Annotated in this window: 16 protein-coding genes; 9 read left to right on the top strand and 7 right to left on the bottom strand. The window is 71.0% G+C overall.

All coding sequences use genetic code 11. The features are described from left to right. Positions 1-29 precede the first annotated feature (29 nt). The 4 genes from ACFXC1_RS09690 to ACFXC1_RS09675 are packed head-to-tail and all read left to right on the top strand — an operon-like array spanning position 30 to position 3,808. Positions 30-1,196, top strand: coding sequence for a CaiB/BaiF CoA transferase family protein (locus tag ACFXC1_RS09690; protein WP_381241048.1), 1,167 nt, complete (start codon positions 30-32; stop codon positions 1,194-1,196). 3 nt (positions 1,197-1,199) lie between these two features. Then, positions 1,200-2,111: an SDR family NAD(P)-dependent oxidoreductase gene (locus ACFXC1_RS09685; protein WP_381241047.1), complete on the top strand. Its 912-nt coding sequence runs from the start codon at positions 1,200-1,202 to the stop codon at positions 2,109-2,111. Continuing rightward, a complete protein-coding gene (locus ACFXC1_RS09680; protein ID WP_381241046.1) occupies positions 2,108-2,641 on the top strand; it encodes a DoxX family protein in 534 nt (177 codons plus the stop codon). Before ACFXC1_RS09685 ends, ACFXC1_RS09680 begins: the two co-directional genes overlap by 4 nt. Positions 2,642-2,650: 9 nt before the next feature. Further along, entirely contained in the window at positions 2,651-3,808 is a 1,158-nt protein-coding gene (locus ACFXC1_RS09675; protein ID WP_381241045.1) for an acyl-CoA dehydrogenase family protein, read from the top strand. A 58-nt stretch (positions 3,809-3,866) separates the two neighbouring features. On the opposite strand, the gene ACFXC1_RS09670 is transcribed toward ACFXC1_RS09675, so the two are convergent. From ACFXC1_RS09670 to ACFXC1_RS09640, 7 genes are read right to left on the bottom strand one after another with little or no spacing between them, the layout of a single operon-like run. Then, complete coding sequence (locus tag ACFXC1_RS09670) at positions 3,867-4,982, bottom strand: acyl-CoA dehydrogenase family protein (RefSeq protein ID WP_381241043.1); 1,116 nt, start codon at positions 4,980-4,982, stop codon at positions 3,867-3,869. Then, positions 4,979-6,199: an acyl-CoA dehydrogenase family protein gene (locus tag ACFXC1_RS09665; RefSeq protein WP_381241042.1), complete on the bottom strand. Its 1,221-nt coding sequence runs from the start codon at positions 6,197-6,199 to the stop codon at positions 4,979-4,981. The genes ACFXC1_RS09670 and ACFXC1_RS09665 overlap by 4 nt, the downstream gene beginning before the upstream one ends. A gap of 13 nt (positions 6,200-6,212) precedes the next feature. Beyond that, entirely contained in the window at positions 6,213-7,361 is a 1,149-nt protein-coding gene (locus tag ACFXC1_RS09660; protein ID WP_381241040.1) for a thiolase family protein, read from the bottom strand. Then, the gene (locus tag ACFXC1_RS09655) at positions 7,358-7,801 is read right to left on the bottom strand and encodes a Zn-ribbon domain-containing OB-fold protein (protein ID WP_381241039.1); all 444 of its coding nucleotides are present in this window, start codon (positions 7,799-7,801) and stop codon (positions 7,358-7,360) included. Before ACFXC1_RS09655 ends, ACFXC1_RS09660 begins: the two co-directional genes overlap by 4 nt. 4 nt (positions 7,802-7,805) lie before the next feature. Further along, entirely contained in the window at positions 7,806-8,717 is a 912-nt protein-coding gene (locus tag ACFXC1_RS09650) for an SDR family oxidoreductase (RefSeq protein ID WP_381241037.1), read from the bottom strand. Between the two features lie 2 nt (positions 8,718-8,719). Continuing rightward, positions 8,720-9,451, bottom strand: a complete 732-nt coding sequence (locus ACFXC1_RS09645) for a hypothetical protein (RefSeq protein ID WP_381241036.1) — start codon at positions 9,449-9,451, stop codon at positions 8,720-8,722. Continuing rightward, positions 9,451-10,773: a phenylacetate--CoA ligase family protein gene (locus tag ACFXC1_RS09640; RefSeq protein ID WP_381241034.1), complete on the bottom strand. Its 1,323-nt coding sequence runs from the start codon at positions 10,771-10,773 to the stop codon at positions 9,451-9,453. The genes ACFXC1_RS09645 and ACFXC1_RS09640 overlap by 1 nt, the downstream gene beginning before the upstream one ends. Positions 10,774-10,936: 163 nt before the next feature. On the opposite strand from ACFXC1_RS09640, the gene ACFXC1_RS09635 reads away from it, so the two are divergent. From ACFXC1_RS09635 to ACFXC1_RS09615, 5 genes are all read left to right on the top strand, one after another. Continuing rightward, positions 10,937-11,698, top strand: coding sequence for an electron transfer flavoprotein subunit beta/FixA family protein (locus ACFXC1_RS09635; protein WP_381241032.1), 762 nt, complete (start codon positions 10,937-10,939; stop codon positions 11,696-11,698). Positions 11,699-11,788: 90 nt separating this feature from the next. Further along, on the top strand, positions 11,789-12,754 hold the full coding sequence (locus tag ACFXC1_RS09630; protein WP_381241030.1) for an electron transfer flavoprotein subunit alpha/FixB family protein: 966 nt from the start codon (positions 11,789-11,791) through the stop codon (positions 12,752-12,754). Between the two features lie 85 nt (positions 12,755-12,839). After that, positions 12,840-13,919: an amidohydrolase family protein gene (locus tag ACFXC1_RS09625; RefSeq protein ID WP_381241028.1), complete on the top strand. Its 1,080-nt coding sequence runs from the start codon at positions 12,840-12,842 to the stop codon at positions 13,917-13,919. Between the two features lie 14 nt (positions 13,920-13,933). Next, entirely contained in the window at positions 13,934-16,351 is a 2,418-nt protein-coding gene (locus tag ACFXC1_RS09620; protein WP_381241026.1) for a bifunctional acetate--CoA ligase family protein/GNAT family N-acetyltransferase, read from the top strand. Then, a complete protein-coding gene (locus tag ACFXC1_RS09615; RefSeq protein ID WP_381241024.1) occupies positions 16,348-17,322 on the top strand; it encodes an LLM class flavin-dependent oxidoreductase in 975 nt (324 codons plus the stop codon). Before ACFXC1_RS09620 ends, ACFXC1_RS09615 begins: the two co-directional genes overlap by 4 nt. Positions 17,323-17,337 lie beyond the last annotated feature (15 nt).

The following is a 17,337-nucleotide window of genomic DNA, read 5'->3' as shown; positions in this document are numbered from 1 at the left end:
GGGCGTAGCGACAGACAGGGAGGTGGGTTGTGCGGCCACTGGAGGGCATTTCGGTCGTCGAACTGGGCATGTGGGTGGCGGCTCCGGCCGCGGCCACCATGCTCGCGGACTGGGGCGCGGACGTGGTGAAGGTGGAGGCGCCGACCGGCGACCCCAACCGCTACACGCTCCGGCACGTCGGCCAGGACATCGACAGCGCGCCGCCGTTCGAGACGGACAACCGCGGCAAGCGCGGGATCGTCCTCGACCTGCGCTCGGAGGACGGCAAGGGCGTACTGGAAAGGCTGTTGGAGCGCGCCGACGTCTTCGTCACCAACCTCCGCCCCGGCGCGCTGGAACGCCTGGGCCTGGCCCCGGACGAACTGCGCGCCCGCCATCCCCGCCTGGTCGTCGGCACGTTGACGGGCTACGGCTGGACGGGCGCGGAGCGCGACCGTGCCGGGTACGACGTCTCCGCCTTCTGGGCGCGGCCCGGCATCGCGGCCATGCTCAACCCGGCCGGGGAGCCACCGCCCGGCATCCGCCCGGGACTTGGTGACCGTACGGCCGCGGCCAACCTGGTCGCCGGCGTACTGGCCGCGCTGCTGCGCCGCGAACGCACCGGCGAGGGCGGGGTGGTGGACGTATCGCTGCTGCGATCCGGCACCTACGCCAACGGAAACGACCTGGCCCTCCAGAACTTCTTCGGCAGGCGCGGCCGCACGCGCCACCGCACCGAGCACGAGTCCCCGCTCTACAACTCCTACCGGGCCGCGGACGACCGCTGGTTCTGGCTGGTCGGCCTGGAGGGCAACCGGCACTGGCCCGGCGTCGTCAAGGCGCTCGGCCGCGCGGACCTGGAGACGGACGAACGGTTCGCGACGGGCAAGCAACGGCGAGCGCACGTACGCGAGCTGATCGCCGAGTTCGACGAGGAGTTCGCTCGGCGACCACTGGACGAGTGGGCAGCGCGGTTCGACGCCGAGGGCGTGTGGTGGGCGCCGGTGCAGACGCTCGCGGAGGTCGCGGCCGATCCGCAGGCCGAAGCCGTGGGGGCGTTCGTCGAACAGCCCGGCATGGGTGACGCTCCGCCGCTGCGGACCGTGGCAACACCCGTCAGTTTCTGGGGTGTTGACGACAAACCGCGCAGCGGTGCGCCGACGCTCGGCGAGCACACCGACGACGTACTCCGCGAACTCGACACAACCGGGAGGTAGCAGGTGGGCATCCTCGACGACAAGGTCGCCGTCGTGACCGGCGGCGGCCGGGGTCTTGGCCGGGCGCACTGCCTGGCACTGGCCGAAGCCGGCGCGACTGTGGTGGTGAACGACCTCGGCTCCGGCGTGCACGGCGAGAGCACCGGCGACTCCCCCGCCGACGAAGTCGTAGCCGAGATAACCAAGTTGGGCGGGCAGGCGGTCGCCAACCACGCGTCGGTGACGGACTGGGCGGCGACCGAGACCCTGGTCGCGGACACGGTCGCGGAGTTCGGGCGTCTCGACATCGTCGTGAACAACGCGGGGATCGTGCGCGACCGCATGCTGTTCTCGATGACCGAGGCGGAGTTCGACTCCGTGATCGCGGTCCATCTCAAGGGCACCTTCGCGCTCACCCGGCACGCGTGCGCGTACTGGCGCGAGGCGTCGAAGCGGGGCGAGCGTGTCACCGGCCGCGTCATCAACACGACGTCCGGGACAGGCCTGTTCGGCAACCAGGGGCAGTCCAACTACGGTGCCGCGAAGGCCGGGATAGCCGGGCTCACCGTCCTCACCGCGCTGGAGATGCGCAAGTACGGTGTCACCGCGAACGCCATCTCGCCGATCGCGGCCACACGGATGACGGACGGCTTGTCCGTCGGTGAATCGCTGCGGGCCGTCGACGGCTTCGACCCGCGCGACCCCGCCAACGCCTCGGGCGTCGTCGTCTACCTCGCCTCCGACAGCGCGGCCTGGCTGACCGGCCAGGTCCTGCGCATCGAGGGCAACCGGTTGAACCGGCTCCAGGGCTGGACTGTCGCCGGCGTCCACCCCAGCGCGTCGGGACAGGCGCTCACCTACGACGAACTCGTGGACGCCGTACCGCAGTTGTACGGTGTCGCCCCCGCGGGACGGGCCACCGGAGTCGGCCAGTGAGGGCACGGGGCCATGACGTCGCCGCGCTCGTCCTGCGGGCGACGCTCGGCCCGATGCTCTTCGCGCACGGCTGGAACAAGGTCGCCGGGCCGGGCGGGCTCAAGGGCACGACAGGCTGGTTCGAGGCGCTCGGGCTGCGGCCCGCAGAGGTCCACGCGCGCATGGCGGCCGGGACGGAGATGGCGGCCGGCGTGGGGATCGCGCTGGGCGCGGCCAATCCCCTCCCGGCTGCGGCAGCCGTCGGTCTGATGACCGTGGCGGCCCGAACCGACCATCGGGGCAAGGGCTTCTTCGTCTTCAAGGGCGGCTGGGAGTACGTCGGTGTCGTGGGCGGCGCGGCCGTCGCGCTGGCCGCGCTGGGCCCCGGCAGGTACTCGCTGGACGGGGTGCTGCGCCGCCAACGCACGGGCACGGGGCCCGCGTTGCTGGCCCTGGGGGTCGGAACAGCGAGCGCCGCCGCGCTGCTGGCCGTGTGCTACCGGCCGGAGCCGAAGCCGGACGAGACACAAACAGATAGCCAAGAGCAATAGGGAGTCGACATGGACGCGGCTGACTTCAGCGCGGTGCTGTCCGAGGTCCGGCGCTTCGTGCGCGAACGCGTCGTGCCGCTCGAAGCGGAGATCGACGAGAAGGACGAGATGCCCGCGGAGATCCGCGAGGCGGCCAAGAAGATGGGCCTGTTCGGCTTCGCGCTGCCCGAGGAGTACGGCGGGCTGGGGCTGTCGATGTACGAGGAGGCCCAGTTGATGTTCGAGCTGGGGTACACCACCCCGTCTCTGCGCTCGATGTTCGGGACCAACAACGGCATCGCCGGGCACGTCCTGATGGTCGGCGGCACCGAGGAGCAGAAGGCGGACTGGCTGCCGAGGATCGCCTCGGGTGATGTCCTGGCGTCGTTCGCGCTCACCGAGGCGGAGGCGGGTTCCGACCCTTCGACCCTGACCACGAGGGCGCACCTGGACGGCGACGAGTGGGTGATCAACGGTGCCAAGCGGTACATCACCAACGCCCCGCTCGCAGACGTCTTCATGGTCTTCGCCCGCACCGACCCTGATGCCCCGCGCACCCGGGGCATCTCCACCTTCCTGGTCCCGGCCGGCACCCCGGGCCTCACCGTGGCTCCCAAGGACCACAAGATGGGCCAGTTCGGCGCCTGGACCGCGGACGTGTACTTCGACGGCGTACGCGTACCGGCGTCCGCACTCGTCGGCGGCGAGGCCGGGCTGAACCGGGGCTTCGGCACGGCGATGGGCTGCATCGCGCACGGTCGGGTACACATCTCGTCCCTGTGCGTGGGCATGGCCGAGCGCCTGGTCGACGAGTCCGTCGAGTACGCCCGCACCCGCCGCCAGTCCGGAAAGCTCATCGGCTCCTTCCAGCTCGTCCAGGGCCTGATCGCCGACTCGATGACCGACTACTACGCCGGCCGCGCCACGGTCCTGGAGGCCGCCCGCGCGTTCGACGCTGGTACGGACACCAAGATCGGCCCGTCCTGCACGAAGTACTTCGCCAGCGAGATGGTGTGGCGGGTCGCCGACCGCGCGGTCCAGGTCCACGGTGGGGCGGGCTATATGCGCGGGGTCGCCGTCGAGCGCTTCTACCGCGATGCCCGGCTGTTCCGCATCTACGAGGGGACGAGCCAGATCCAGCAGGTCATCATCGCGAAGGCGCTGCTGGGCGAGGCCGCTCGGGGCTGACCGGCACCGACGAGCGAAGGCCCCGGGGCGCCCCGGGGCCTTCGTCGTCATACGCTGCTCAGATCCCGAGCCGGTCCAGCAACCGCTCGTGGTAAACGGCAGGCCCGCCGAACAGCAGCTGCGAGGACTTGGCGCGCCGGAAATACAGATGCGCCGGATGCTCCCAGGTGAAGCCGATGCCGCCGTGGACCTGAATGTTCTCCATGGCCGCGAACATGAACGCCCGTGAGCAGCACGCGTGCGCCACGGCGGCGGCGACGGAAAACTCCGCAGAGCCCTCGTCGGCCAGTCGCGCCGCCTCCCGAGAGGCGGCCTCGGCCAGCTCCACCTGGACGAGCATGTCCGCGCACTTGTGCTTGACCGCCTGGAAGGAGCCGATCGGCCGGCCGAACTGGTGCCGGGTACGGGCGTATTCGGCGCTCGCCTCCAGGCATCTCCGTGCCCCGCCCGACTGCTCGGCGGCGAGGGCGACCGACGCAACGTCCAGCACCTTGGCCATCGTGCGCCCCGCCGCCCCGTCCGCGCCGACGAGCGTCGCGGGCACCGCGTCGAACGTCAGCCGGGCCATCGCCCGGGTGGCGTCTAGAGTCTCCATCGGAACGGCCGCCAGTCCCAGGGCTTCCCGGTCCACGGCGAAGAGCGAGGGGCCAGCCACGGTGCGGGCGACGACAAGGAGCAGATCCGCGGTCGTACCGTCAATGACGAATGACTTACGTCCGCTCAGCTTCCAGCCGCCCTGCCCGTCCGGCACAGCGCGCGCTGAGATCAGGGCGGGATCCCAGGACCCGCTGTCCTCGGATACCGCCAAGGCGGCCGTCGTCCGGCCGGCCGCGATGCCGGGGAAGTGACGTGCGCAGGCCTCCCGGTCACCCGAGGCGAGCAGTGCCTGGGTAGCGAGCACGACCGTCGCGAAGAAAGGGGCGCACAGCAGAGCACGGCCCATCTCCTCCAGTACGACGCCGAGTTCGACGAGGCCGAAGCCGTCACCGCCGTACTCCTCCGGGATCACAAGGCCGGGCAGCCGCAGTTGGTCGGCCGCCTGTGCCCACACCGCAGGGTCGTAGCGCGGCTCGCTCTCCATGAGCTTGCGGACGGCCTCCTCGGGCGACTTGGCTTCGAGGAACTCCCGTACGGAGGACCGCAGTTCGCGCAGTCCGGTCTCGTCGGCGGTCATGACCGCACCTCCTTGGGCATTCCGAGTACGCGTTCGGCGAGGATGTTCTTCATGATCTCCTCGGTGCCGCCGAGGATGCGCAACGCCGGGGTGGCGAGGAGGAGTTCGGACCAAGCGTAGGTGCCCCACTGCCCGGTGTCGGCGATGATCCGGGGTCCGAGAACGTCGGACACGAAGTGTGCGGCGCGGGTGAGGTTCTGGCCGTACATCAGCTTCGAGACGGACATCTCGGGGCCCGGTGTGCCGCCGGCGCGCAGGGTGCGCAGGGCGCGGGTGTTGAGGTGCCGGGTGGCGAGGGTGTCCACGAGGAGTTCCGCCAGCCGGGCGCGCAGGGCGCGGTCGTCCCAGGTCCAGGTGGCGCGCATCAACGCCGAGAGGTGATCCGGGGATAGCGCGGCGCCCACTGGGCCCACGCCTTCGCTGCCGACGGTCGCGCGCTCGTTCATGAGGGTGGTCAGGGCGACCGTCCAGCCGCCGTCGACCTCGCCGAGCCGGTGGTCGTCGGGGATGCGGACGTCGGTGAGGAAGACCTCGTTGAAGTCCGCGCCGCCGGTCATCTGGCGCAGCGGTCTGACCTCAACGCCGGGGGCGTCCATGGGGACCAGGAAGGCCGTGATGCCTCGGTGCTTGGGTGCGTCCGGGTTCGTGCGGGTGAGGGCGAGCCCGATCTGGCTGTGCTGGGCGACCGAGGTCCACACCTTCTGTCCGTTCAGCACCCAGTGGTCGCCCTCCCGGACCGCGCGGGTGGCCACGCTCGCCAGGTCGGAGCCGGCGCCGGGTTCGCTGAACAGCTGGCAGGCGATGGCGTCCCCGCGGTACATCGCGGGCAACCACCGTTCCTTGATGTGGGGTTGGGCGTGGGCGAGGATCGTCGGTCCGATCATGCCGAGGCCGATCACACTGAGGACTCCGGTGTCGGCGACCTCGTACTCGGACTCGAGGGCGTCGTAGAGCAGGTCGTGGACGGGGGTCAGGCCCCGGCCGCCGTACTCGACCGGGCCGGTGATCCAGCCGAAGCCGTTCTCGTGGCGGACGCGCTGCCAGTCGCGCGCACGCTGGACGTGCTCCCGTTCCGCCTCGGGCGGAAGGCTGCTGAAGTACGCCATCGAGTCGTCGCCCTCGCCCCAGGTGGGGGCGGTGCGGTCGGGGGCCTTCGGCGCGTGGGCGTCGAGGAAGGCGCGTGCCTCGGCCGCGAAGTCCTGCATGTCGTCTGCCATGTCCGCTCTGTCCTCAGGTGCTCAGGATGGTGACCGCCGACACGCCCGGCGCGCCGTACAGGTGGGTGTAGCCGACGCGGGGCGTGCCGGGGATCTGTCGGTCTCCCGCAGCACCGCGCAGTTGGAGGACGATCTCGTGGATCTGGCGCAGTCCGGACGCGCCGATCGGTTCGCCGTTGCCGAGCAGTCCGCCGTCGGTGTTGACCGGGAATCGGCCGCCGATCTCGGTGGCGCCCTCGGCGATGAGGCGTTCCTGCTCGCCGTCCTTGCAGAGGCCGTTCTCCGCCATGTGGATGACCTCCGATCCGGCGTCGGTGTCCTGGAGTTGGGCGACGTCGACGTCCTCGGGGCCGATGCCCGCGCGTTCGTAGGCCTCCCGCGAGGCGTCCACGGTCGGGCTCACGACGACCTCCCCGACGGGGAAGGACGGGCTCTGCACCTCGAAGGCACCGAGCCGGCGACTGCGCAGGGCGGTGGACCGGATCCGTACGGGTTTCCCGGTGTACTTGTGGGCCTGGTCGGCCCGGCACAGCACGAGGGCCGCCGCCCCTTCGTCCGGGCCGCAGTACATGTACTGGCGGAGCGGGTAGTTGAGCACGGGCGAGGCCAGAATCTCCTCCACCGACAGGGGAGTTCGGCGCCACGCCTTCTCGTTCCGGGCCGCGTTGCCGAAGTTCTTGGCCGCGACACGGGCGAGAGTCTCGTGGGAGATGCCGTGGTCGTGCATATAGCGGTTGATCTTCATGCCGAAGAAGTGAGTGGTGAGGAAGAGGCCGGTCTGCCCGTACCAGGAGGGGATGCCGGCCACGGACGGGTCGGCGGCGAACGCTCCACGCGGGTGCTTGTCCAGGCCGATCGCGATGGTCAGGTCGTGCTCGCCGGTCTCGATCGCGCGGGCGGCCAGCGCCACCGAAGTACCGGCCGTGGCACAGCCGTTGAACACCCCGCGCAGAGGTACACCGGTCAGGCCGAGCCGGGCGACGATCGCGTCCGGGTTGGCGACCTCGTAGCTGCCGATGTAACCGCCCTGGATCTGCGGCCAGTTGACGCCCGCGTCGGCGAGCGCGAGCCGTACCGCGTCCGCGCCCATGTCCAGTGCAGGCTTCCCGGGGAAGCGTCCGAAGGGGTGGAGCCCCACGCCGATGATCACGGCCTCGGTCATGACGTCTCCTCTTCGGCCGGGGCAAACGCGAACGTCATGACCTCGGTACCGTCGTCCTCCACCCGGTAGGGCACGAGCGTCAGCCGCATGTCCTGGCCGATCCGCAGCTTGTCCGGGTCGGGTTCCGTGAGCCGGGCCTCGACCAGCAGCTCGCCGGGGAGTTCGATGTACCCGACCGCGTACGGCTCGAAGGCCTCGGGGCCGTCGTACGGCGGGGACGGCGGCCGGAAGTCCTGGGTGGTGTACGTCCAGAGCGTTCCGCGCTCCGCAAGGAGCCGCTCCTTGGACTCCGTGCTCGCGCACCGGACGCAGTCCGAGGCGGAGGGGAAACTCACCAGTCCGCAGTCCGTGCACTCGGAGCCGATGAGACGCAGGGGGGTGCTCTCGTCGGGCGGCCAGGTGAACAGGCCTTCGGCGACGGGTTTTTGAGTGGTCGTCATGTCTTTACGCCCCGTTCCGGTTGCCGAGTGCGTCGGCGTTCGGCGCCGCCTTGGCCACCAGGTTCGGGACGACCGAGGTCAGTTCCTCCGGTGTCCAGCGCGATTCGGCGCTCGCGCCGGGTCCGTTGACCCAGCCTTCGAGGACGGTGATGCGGTTGCCGACGACGCCGAAGACCCGGCCGGTGACCTCGCGGGAGGCGGCCGAGCCGAGCCAGACGACGAGCGGGGAGATGGCTTCGGGGGTGAGGTCCTGGGCCTCGGCGGCCTGTCTCATCATCTCGATGTCCTCGGTGAGCCGGGTGAGCGCGGTGGGTGCGATGGCGTTCACCGTCACGCCGTAGCGGGCGAGTTCGGCCGCGGCGATGACGGTGAGGCTCGCGATGCCGGCCTTGGCGGAGCCGTAGTTCGACTGGCCGGGGTTGCCGAAGATGCCGGACGGGGACGTCGTGTTGATCACCCGGGCGTCGTTGTCGTGACCGGACTTGGCGCGCTCGCGCCAGTACGCGGCGGCGTGGTGCAGGGTGGCGAAGCTGCCCTTGAGGTGGACGGCGATCACACTGTCCCAGTCCCGCTCGGTCATCGACACGATCATCCGGTCCCGCAGGATGCCCGCGTTGTTGACCAGCACGTCCAGGCCGCCGTAGGTGTCGACGGCCTGTCGGACGAGCCGGGCGGCGCCGTCCCAGGCGGAGATGTCGTCCGTGTTGGCCACCGCCTCGCCGCCGGCCGCGACGATCTCGTCGACCACGGTCTGAGCGGGTCCGGCCGAGGCGCCTCCGCCGTCGCGTGCGCCGCCCAGGTCGTTGACGACGACCTTCGCGCCGTGCGCGGCGAACGCCAGGGCGTGTGCCCGGCCGATCCCGTTGCCGGCGCCGGTGACGACCACGACCCGGCCGTCGACCACTCCTTCGGACATCCTCAACTCCTCGATGATGTGGGCTGGTCGGCCTCGGCGAGGACGACCCTTGGGTCCTCGCTGCCGCAGGCGCAGCGGCCGGTGAGTACGCGTCCGGCGAGGCCGAGCGGGGTCTCGGGAAGCGCGGAGGTACGCTCCTCCCCCGCCGCCACGGACAGCTGTCCGTCCCGCGCGCCGACCCGCCACTCGGCCGCGTTGACGTGCGCGCCGCCGCGCTCGGGGCACTCCAGGGCGAGGGCCGGTCCCACGGCCGCGATCACGGCGGCGGACACACCGACCCCGCGAAGCACCGGTACGGCGGCGGGCCGGGCCAGTACGACCGGCGTCGTCCGGAACATCTCACCGACGTCGGCCGCACCAGCCAGCCCCTCAAGGGTCTCGGCCGACAGGCCGATGACCGCGTGCGGGTCGAGTTCGCGGTGGAAGACCGCGGTCCTGCGGTGGTCCCAGCCCATCGCTTCGGCGATGCCGTACGGCACCTTGAGCGCGCGCAGGGCGCCGATGACCGCGTGGCCCCAGAAGCCCTCGAAGCCGGAGGTGGTCAGCAACGCCCGCTGTCCGGCGGTCAGTCCGTGGTCCCGGAGGCGGGCGGTGACCCAGTCGGTGTCGCGGGCGAGTTCCGTCCAGGTCAGTTCCATGTCCCGGATGCCCTCGGCGGTGGGGAAGCGTACGAGGTAGGCGAGTTCAGGCCGGGTGAGGGTACGGGCCCGGGCGAGGGTGTCGGCGCGCGCCATCAGCTCTTCACCACCCGGGGGAACTTGGCGACGCTGGTCATGGTCTTCAACAGGTCCTCCTCGGTGCGCATGTCGAGCACCGGCTTGACGCCGGTCCGCTCCCGCACGGCTTCGCTCAGGCGTCCGGCGAGGGCGTCGACGTCGCCGGTGAGCCGGGGGTCGTAGCCGACGCGCAGGCGCAGTTCGTCGACCTCGCGTCCAGCGCGGACGATCTGGAAGACGCCGGCCACGGTCTCGGGCTGGTCCTCGACGGCCTGCCAGATGTCCCGCAGGACCACGGACCGCCCCTGGACCAGGGTCTCGTCGCCGCGCCGGCCGGCCACCCACATCCGGGCGTGGGTGCGCCCGCAGCCGCAGCGGTCGCGGGAGAGGCGGACAAGGTCCTCGCTGCGGTAACGGATCAGCGGCGCGGCCCGGTTGTCGAGGTCGGTGGCGACCAGTTCGCCGAGGTCGCCCTCCGCCGCGTCGCGCCAGCCGTGCTCGTCGACCTCGACGCACTCCGCGAAGACGGTGTCCTCCCAGAGGTGGAAGCCGTCGTGTTCGCGGCACTCCCAGGCGGTGCCGGTGTCGGCGGCGCTGGTGTACTCGTAGACGTCGATGCCCCAGTCCTCGCGGATCCGCTCGCGCATCTTCCGGCTGAGGGGCTGTCCGGCGCAGGAGGCGCCCTTGAGGGAGGAGAACGCCTCCTTGAGGTCCGTCCGGCCGGCCAGGTGTTCCAGCTCCACCATCTGCGGATACATCATCTGGAGGTAGGCCGGGCGGTAGGTGCGCAGGGCCTCGACGACCTCGTCCATCTTCCCGAGCCAGGTGTCCACCTCGATGACGACCGCGCCGAGCGCCTGGTAGCCGGGGTCCATGAGGTTACGGAAGGTGCCGGGCGGGCTCAGCACCCGGTCCCCGGGCCTGAGGCCGAGTTCCCACAGGTCACGCACCTGTGCGGTGACCAGGGGCGGCGCGTCCTCCCAGATCTCGGCGAAGAACTCCGGATCGCCGGTGGTGCCCGAGCTGGAGGAGACGGAGGTCAGTTCCTCGGTCGGGACGCAGAGCAGCCCGCCGAAGGGGTCGCCGGTGCGGGCCCGATAGGCGCGCACCATGTCCTTGGTGATGAACGGGATGCGGGCCCGGAAGTCGTCCAGGGTGCGGACGTCGCGCGGGTGCACCCCGTGCTCGTCCCAAAGTGCGCGGTAGAGGGCGGAGTTGGCGTAGGCGTACTCGACGAGTTCCACCACCCGTTCTTCCTGCCGTGCCCGCAGCTGGTCCCGGGCCATGGTCTCCACCTGTGGCTCGAAGTACCTGTCAGCGGTGTCCCTGTCCCCGGCCATGGCGCCTCCTCGCGGCTCAGCTGCCCAGATCTTCCAGCTATCAGCGCAATCAGTCAACTAATTCGACTGAATCCCGGGGAACTCTCGCGCTCGCTCGATCTATATAGTTAACTATTAGCACTCATTAGAGCCTCGGGAGGACGATGTGAAGATCGTTGTCTGCGTGAAGCACGTGCCCGACGCCACGGCGGACCGCACCTTCACCGAGGACGGCACCACCGACCGCGCGTCGGTGGACTCGCTGCTGTCCGAACTCGACGAGTACGCGGTCGAACAGGCCCTGCGGATCGCGGAGTCGGGCCCGGACGTCGAGATCTGCTACCTCACCGTCGGCCCGGACGACGCGAAGGACGCCCTGCGCAAGGCGCTCGCCATGGGCGGCGACTCGGCGGTGCACGTGGCCGACGAGGACATCGAGGGCAGTGACGTGTTCGCCACCTCGCTCGTACTGGCCGGGGCGATCCGGCGGCACGGCTTCGATCTCGTGCTGTGCGGGATGGCCTCGACGGACGGCGGCGCCGGAGTCGTACCCGCGCTGCTCGGGGAGCGGCTCGGCGTCCCGGCCGTCACCCACATCGAGGAACTGACCATCGAGGACGGGGCGTTGACCGGTCGCCGCGAGGGCGACACCGCGACTGTGCGGGTCCGGAGCGGGCTGCCGGCCGTCGTGTCGGTGACCGACCGTTCCGGCGACGCCCGGTACCCCTCCTTCAAGGGGATCATGGCCGCGAAGAAGAAGCCCCTGGAGACCCTCGGCCTCGCCGATCTCGGGATCGACGCCGGGCAGGTCGGCCGTACGGCCGCGCGGTCGGTGGTGGACACCGCGACCAGGCGGCCGCCGCGCACCAAGGGCGAACTCGTCGCCGACGACGGGACGGGCGGCATCGGGCTGGCCGCGTTCCTCACCGCCAAGAAGTTCGTCTGACCGACCAGGTCGCCTGTCCGACACGTTCCTCTGACTGGCGCGTTCGCCTGACTGGCACGTTCGCCCGACCGACCCAAGGAGCCCCTCACCGTGGCCGAGATCCTCGTACTCGTCGATCACCTGGACGGCATCGTCCGCAAGCCGACCCTCGAACTCCTCACCCTGGCACGCCGGTTGGGCGAACCGTCGGCCGTCTTCCTCGGCCCCGGCGCCGACACCGCGGCCGAGGCCCTCGGCCGTTACGGCGCGCACAAGGTGTACGTCGTGGACGCACCCGAGGTCGGGGAGTTCCTGGTCACTCCGGTCGTCGACACCCTTACCCAGATCGCGGAGAGCACCGACCCGGCGGCGATCCTGCTGCCGTCGGGCCCGGACGGCAAGGAGACCGCCGCCCGGGTCGCGCTGCGGCTGGGATCGGGGCTGATCACGGACGCCGTCGACATCACGGTGGGCGCGAACGGCCGGCCGGTCACCGAGCAGTCAGTGTTCGCGGCGACCTACCAGGTGACGGCGCACGTCACCCGGGGCGCTCCGGTGATCACGGTGAAGCCGAACGCCACCGCTCCCGAACAGGCCCCGGTCACACCCGAGTTGGAGAAATGGGACGTCACTTTCGGCCCGGCCTCCGCCGCCGTCCAGGTCCTGTCCCGCACGCCCCGCGAGCGCGGTGACCGGCCCGAACTGAGCGAGGCGGACATCGTCGTCTCCGGTGGCCGGGGCGTGAACGGCGCCGAGAACTTCGCCGTGATCGAGCGCGTCGCCGACGCCCTGGGCGCTGCCGTCGGGGCGTCCCGGGCCGCCGTCGACGCGGGCTGGTACCCGCACAGCCACCAGGTGGGCCAGACGGGCACGCAGGTCTCCCCGCAGCTCTATCTCGCGGCCGGCATCTCCGGAGCGATCCAGCATCGCGCGGGCATGCAGACGTCCAAGACCATCGTCGCCGTCAACAAGGACCCGGACGCCCCGATCTTCGAACTCGCCGACTACGGCGTCGTAGGGGATCTCTTCCAGGTGCTCCCGCAGCTGGTGGAGGAGATCGAGCGCCGCCGGAGCTGATCTCCTCCGCCTCCCGGCCTTCCACTCTGCGACCGATACGATTAAAATCGCTAACTGATTGCATCTATTGACCCGAAGGAGCGCCATGACGAAGATCTGGGTCAACTCCGGAGACTCCCATGTGATGGAGCCCGACGACCTGTGGATCCGGGCGCTGCCGCCGCGCCTCGCCGACCGGGCACCGCGCAGCGAGCGCGGTGACAAGTACGAGGTGCTGTACATCGACGGCGAGCGCATCGACCGCCAGCTCAACGACTTCATGGACGCCATGCGGCCGCCGGGCGCCCGGGACCTCGACGTACGGCTGAAGGACCTGGACCAGGAAGGCGTCTGGGGCCAACTGGCCTTCCCCTCCATGGGGTTCTGGCTGGTGTCGATCACCGAACGGGAGCTCGCCCGGGAGACCGTACGGGCCTGGAACGACTGGGCGCACTCCGAGGTCCTCGGGAAGCAGCAGCGCATCATCACCCCCGCCTGCGTGTCGACCGCCGACGTCGAGGACGCGGTCGCCGAGGTGGAGCGGGTCGCGGAGCTGGGCTTCCAGTCGGTGTTCCTGCCGTGCCAGACACGGCCCGGCGAGGAGTACGCCCTCGACCGCTGGGAACCGCTGTGGACGGCGGCCGAGCGGGCCGGGCTGGTGCTGGGCTTCCACATCGGCACGGGCGGCGAGAACGTCGTCTTCCGCGGGCCCGGCGGCGCGGTCGTCAACTACATGGAGACGACCTACCCGGGCATGCGGGTCGTGTCCCACATGGTCGCGGGCGGCGCCCTGGACCGCCATCCCGACCTGAAGATCCTGATCGCGGAGGGTGGCGCGGGCTGGGTGCCGGCCATCGGCGACCGGATGGACGAGGCCTACCGTCAGCACGGCATGTTCGTCCGCCCGAAGCTCAGCCGGCTGCCCAGTGAGATCATCAGGCAGCAGGTGTACGCCTCTTTCCAGCACGACAAGAGCTCGGTGGAGATCGTCGAGTCGACGGGCTACCGCAACGTGATGTGGGGCGACGACTACCCCCACCTGGAGGGCACTTACGGCCACACCCAGTCCACGCTGCACGAGCTGTTCGACGGCGTGCCCGCCGACATCCGCGAGCGCGTCACCCGCGGCACCTTCAACGAGCTGTTCCGGCTGCCCGAGCAGACTCCCCAGGAGGCTGCCGTCTGAGCGGCGACACCCCGATGAGCAGTCCGCCGTATCCCGAGGATCTGGAACGACCGGGCCTCGTGCGCACCGGCCGGTCGACCTTCGTCCGGCCCGTCCGCCCGGAGGACGCCGACCGCCTGGTCGCGTTCGTCGGCGGACTGTCCCGGGCGACCCTGGCCTACCGATCGCTCGGCCCGGTGGTCCGCGCCCGCGACGACGTCATCCGGCGCGGCGCCCACGTGGACTACCTGAACGAGCTGGCGCTCGTCGCCCTGGCCGGCGACGAGATCGCCGGCCTGGTGCGCTACGTCCGCGACCCCGAGGAACCGGAACACGCCGAGGTCACCTTCACCATCCGCGACGACCACCAGAGCGAGGGGTTCGGCAGGCTGCTCCTGGAACACATCGCCGCCGCCGCGCGCACCCGGGGCATCCGGGTCCTGGAGGCCGACGTCCTCGCCGACAACACCCGCATGATCAACGTGTTCCTCGGCTCCGGCTTCCGAGTCGAGTCCGGGCCGCCGGGTCAGATCGTCCACTTCGAGATCGCCGTCGACCCGCAGGCCCAGGCCGTCGCCCGCGCCGAACGCCGCGAACACACGGCCGTACGACGCTCCCTTCGCCCCCTCCTCGAACCCCGCTCGGTCGCCGTGGTCGGCGCGAACCGCAGCCCCCTGACCATCGGCCACGAGATCGTCGCCAACCTGCTGCGGGGCGGTTTCCGCGGCCCCGTGTTCCCGGTCAACCCGCGCGCCGAGCAGGTCGCGGGGGCGCGGGCCTACCCGAACGTCGGGGAGCTGCCCGAGGTGCCGGACCTGGCGCTGGTCGCCGTACGGGCCGAGGCGGTACCCGATGTCGTACGAGACTGTGCGGCGGCCGGCGTAAAGGCGGTGGTCGTCGTCTCAACGGGCTTTGGTGAAACGGGAGTCGAGGGTCGGGCGACCGAGCAGGAGCTGGCCCGCTTCGCCCGTGCCTCCGGGATGCGACTGGTGGGCCCGAACTGCATGGGCGTGGTCAACACGACACCCGCCGCCCGGCTGGCCGCGACCTTCTCCCCCGCGCTGCCGACAGCGGGCCGGGTGGCGATGTCCAGCCAGTCCGGGCCACTCGGGCTCGCGGTGCTCGACTTCGCCCGGCGGCTGCGGCTCGGCTTCTCCGGATTCGTATCGGTGGGCCACGCCGTGGACGTCTCCACCAACGACCTGCTCCAGTGGTGGGAGGAGGACCCAGAGACCTCGGTGGTCCTGCTGCACGTCGAGACATTCGGCAATCCACGCCGGTTCGCCCGCGTCGCACGCAGGGTCGCACCGCGCAAGCCGATCGTCGCGGTGCACCCGGGGCACGCGGACACGGCGGTCGACTCGCTCTTCGCCCAGTCCGGCGTCATCCGCACCCGCAGCCTCCAGGAACTCTTCGACGTAGCCCTCCTGTTGGCGCACCAGCCGCCCCCGCCGGGCAACCGGGTCGCCGTGATCACCAACGCGGGCGGCCCCGCCGCGCTGACCGTCGGCGCGTGCGAGGCGAGCGGCCTGCGGGTGCCCGCACTGAATGAACGTCTACGACACTCCCTCCGTACGGCGCTCTCGCCCCGCGCGGACGTCGCCAACCCGATCGACCTCACCCCCATGGCCACCGCCGCCCACTACCAGCAGGCGCTGGACGCCGTACTGGCCGACGACTCCATCGACGCCGCCGTGGTCCTCTTCATGCCCCCGCTCGCGGACAAGCCCGACGAGGTCGCGGCGGCGATCCTCGACGCGGCGGAGGCCGCACCCGGCAAGCCGGTGGTCGCGAGCTTCCTGGGCGGCGCGGGCGTCGCCGACCTCCTGCACCGGGGTGAACTCGTCGTACCCACCTACGCGTTCCCCGAGTCCGCGGCGACCTCGCTCGGCCACGCGGCGGCGTACCAGGCGTGGCGCAGCACCCCGGCGGGAGTCATACCGGACCTTCCGGGGGTCGACACAGACCGCGCCCGTTCGCTGCTCGCCGGGTGCGCTCCGGGAGCCGTACCGCCGCAGATCGCCGCCGAGTTGCTGGACGCGTACGGCATCTCGGTCCGGGACACGCACTCGCCGGGCCCGGACGCGTTCCTCTCCGTGCGCGCGGACCCGGTCTTCGGCCCGGTGATCGCGTTCGGTCTCAGCGGGGACTACGCCGACCTCATGGCCGACGTCGCCCACCGGATCACCCCGCTCAGCGACCGCGACGCCCGCGAGATGATCCGCTCGCTTCGGGCGGCCCCGCTGCTGGACGGCCGGGTGGGCGGCCCGGGTGTGGACCTGACGGCCCTTGAGGAGACCGTCCTGCGGATCTCCGCGATGGTCGAGGACCTGCCCGAGATCGAGTCGATGGAACTGCGTCCGGTACGGCTGCTGCCGCCCGGGGACGGCGTCGCCGTCGCCCGCGCCACGATCCAACTCGCCGACAACACAAGGAGAGGTGGCCCCTCATGAAGGTCGGCATCTACTTCGACATGCGCAACCCCCCACCCTGGAAAGAGAGTTGGTCGCGCGTCTACGGATTCGCCCTGGAGATGTGCGAGGAGGCGGACCGGCTCGGCCTCGACTCGGTCTGGTTCTCCGAACACCACGGCTTCGAGGACGGATACCTCCCGCAGCCGCTCACCATGGCCGCCGCGGTCGCCGCACGCACGAGCAGGATCCGGCTTGGCACGGCGGTCATCCCCGCGCCCCTGCACGCGGCCCCCGAGCTCGCCGAACAGGCCGCGATCGTCGACATCATCAGCGACGGCCGCCTGGACCTCGGACTCGGCACCGGCTACCGCGTACCCGAGTACCGGCTCTACGGCGCCGATCTCGCCCGGCGTTACTCCACGACGGACCAGCGGGTGCGGGAGATCCGCGGCCTGTGGTCGGAGTCCCTGGTCACCCCTGGACCGGTCCAGGACCCGCTGCCGATCTGGCTCGGCTACCAGGGACCACAGGGCGCACGCCGGGCCGGACGGCTGGGCACCGGGCTGCTGTCCCTCAACCCGGCCCTGCTGGCGCCGTACCGGGACGGGCTCGCCGAGAGCGGCTACGACGTGTCGGCGGCGCGGATGCAGGGTTCGTTCACCACGTTCGTCACCGAGGACCCCGAGGGCGACTGGCCGGTGGTGCGCAAGCACCTGGCGTACCAGTGGGACAGCTATCGCCGGTACATGGTCGAGGGCACCGACCAGCCGGCCCCCCGCCCCATCGACCCCGAGAAGTGGCGGGCGACGGGGCTGCAAGCGACCGGTGTCGGCCAGTTCCTGTACGGCACCCCGCAGGACATCGCCGACGCCGTCAAGGCGTACGTGGCGGGGCTGCCGGTGGAAGGGGTGTTCCTGTGGGCCTCGCTGGCGGGGATGCCCGAGGAGATGGTGGCACGCCAAGTCCAGTTGATCGCGGGGAAGTTGCGCCCGCTGCTTGCCGATGTCTGACCCGAGGAGAAACGG

Origin of the sequence: Streptomyces hokutonensis (genome assembly GCF_042751305.1) — a bacterium.
Classification (GTDB): Bacteria; Actinomycetota; Actinomycetes; order Streptomycetales; family Streptomycetaceae; genus Streptomyces; species Streptomyces hokutonensis_A.
Note: the sequence above shows the minus strand (reverse complement) of the source record. Positions and strands in the feature narration are given on the sequence as shown.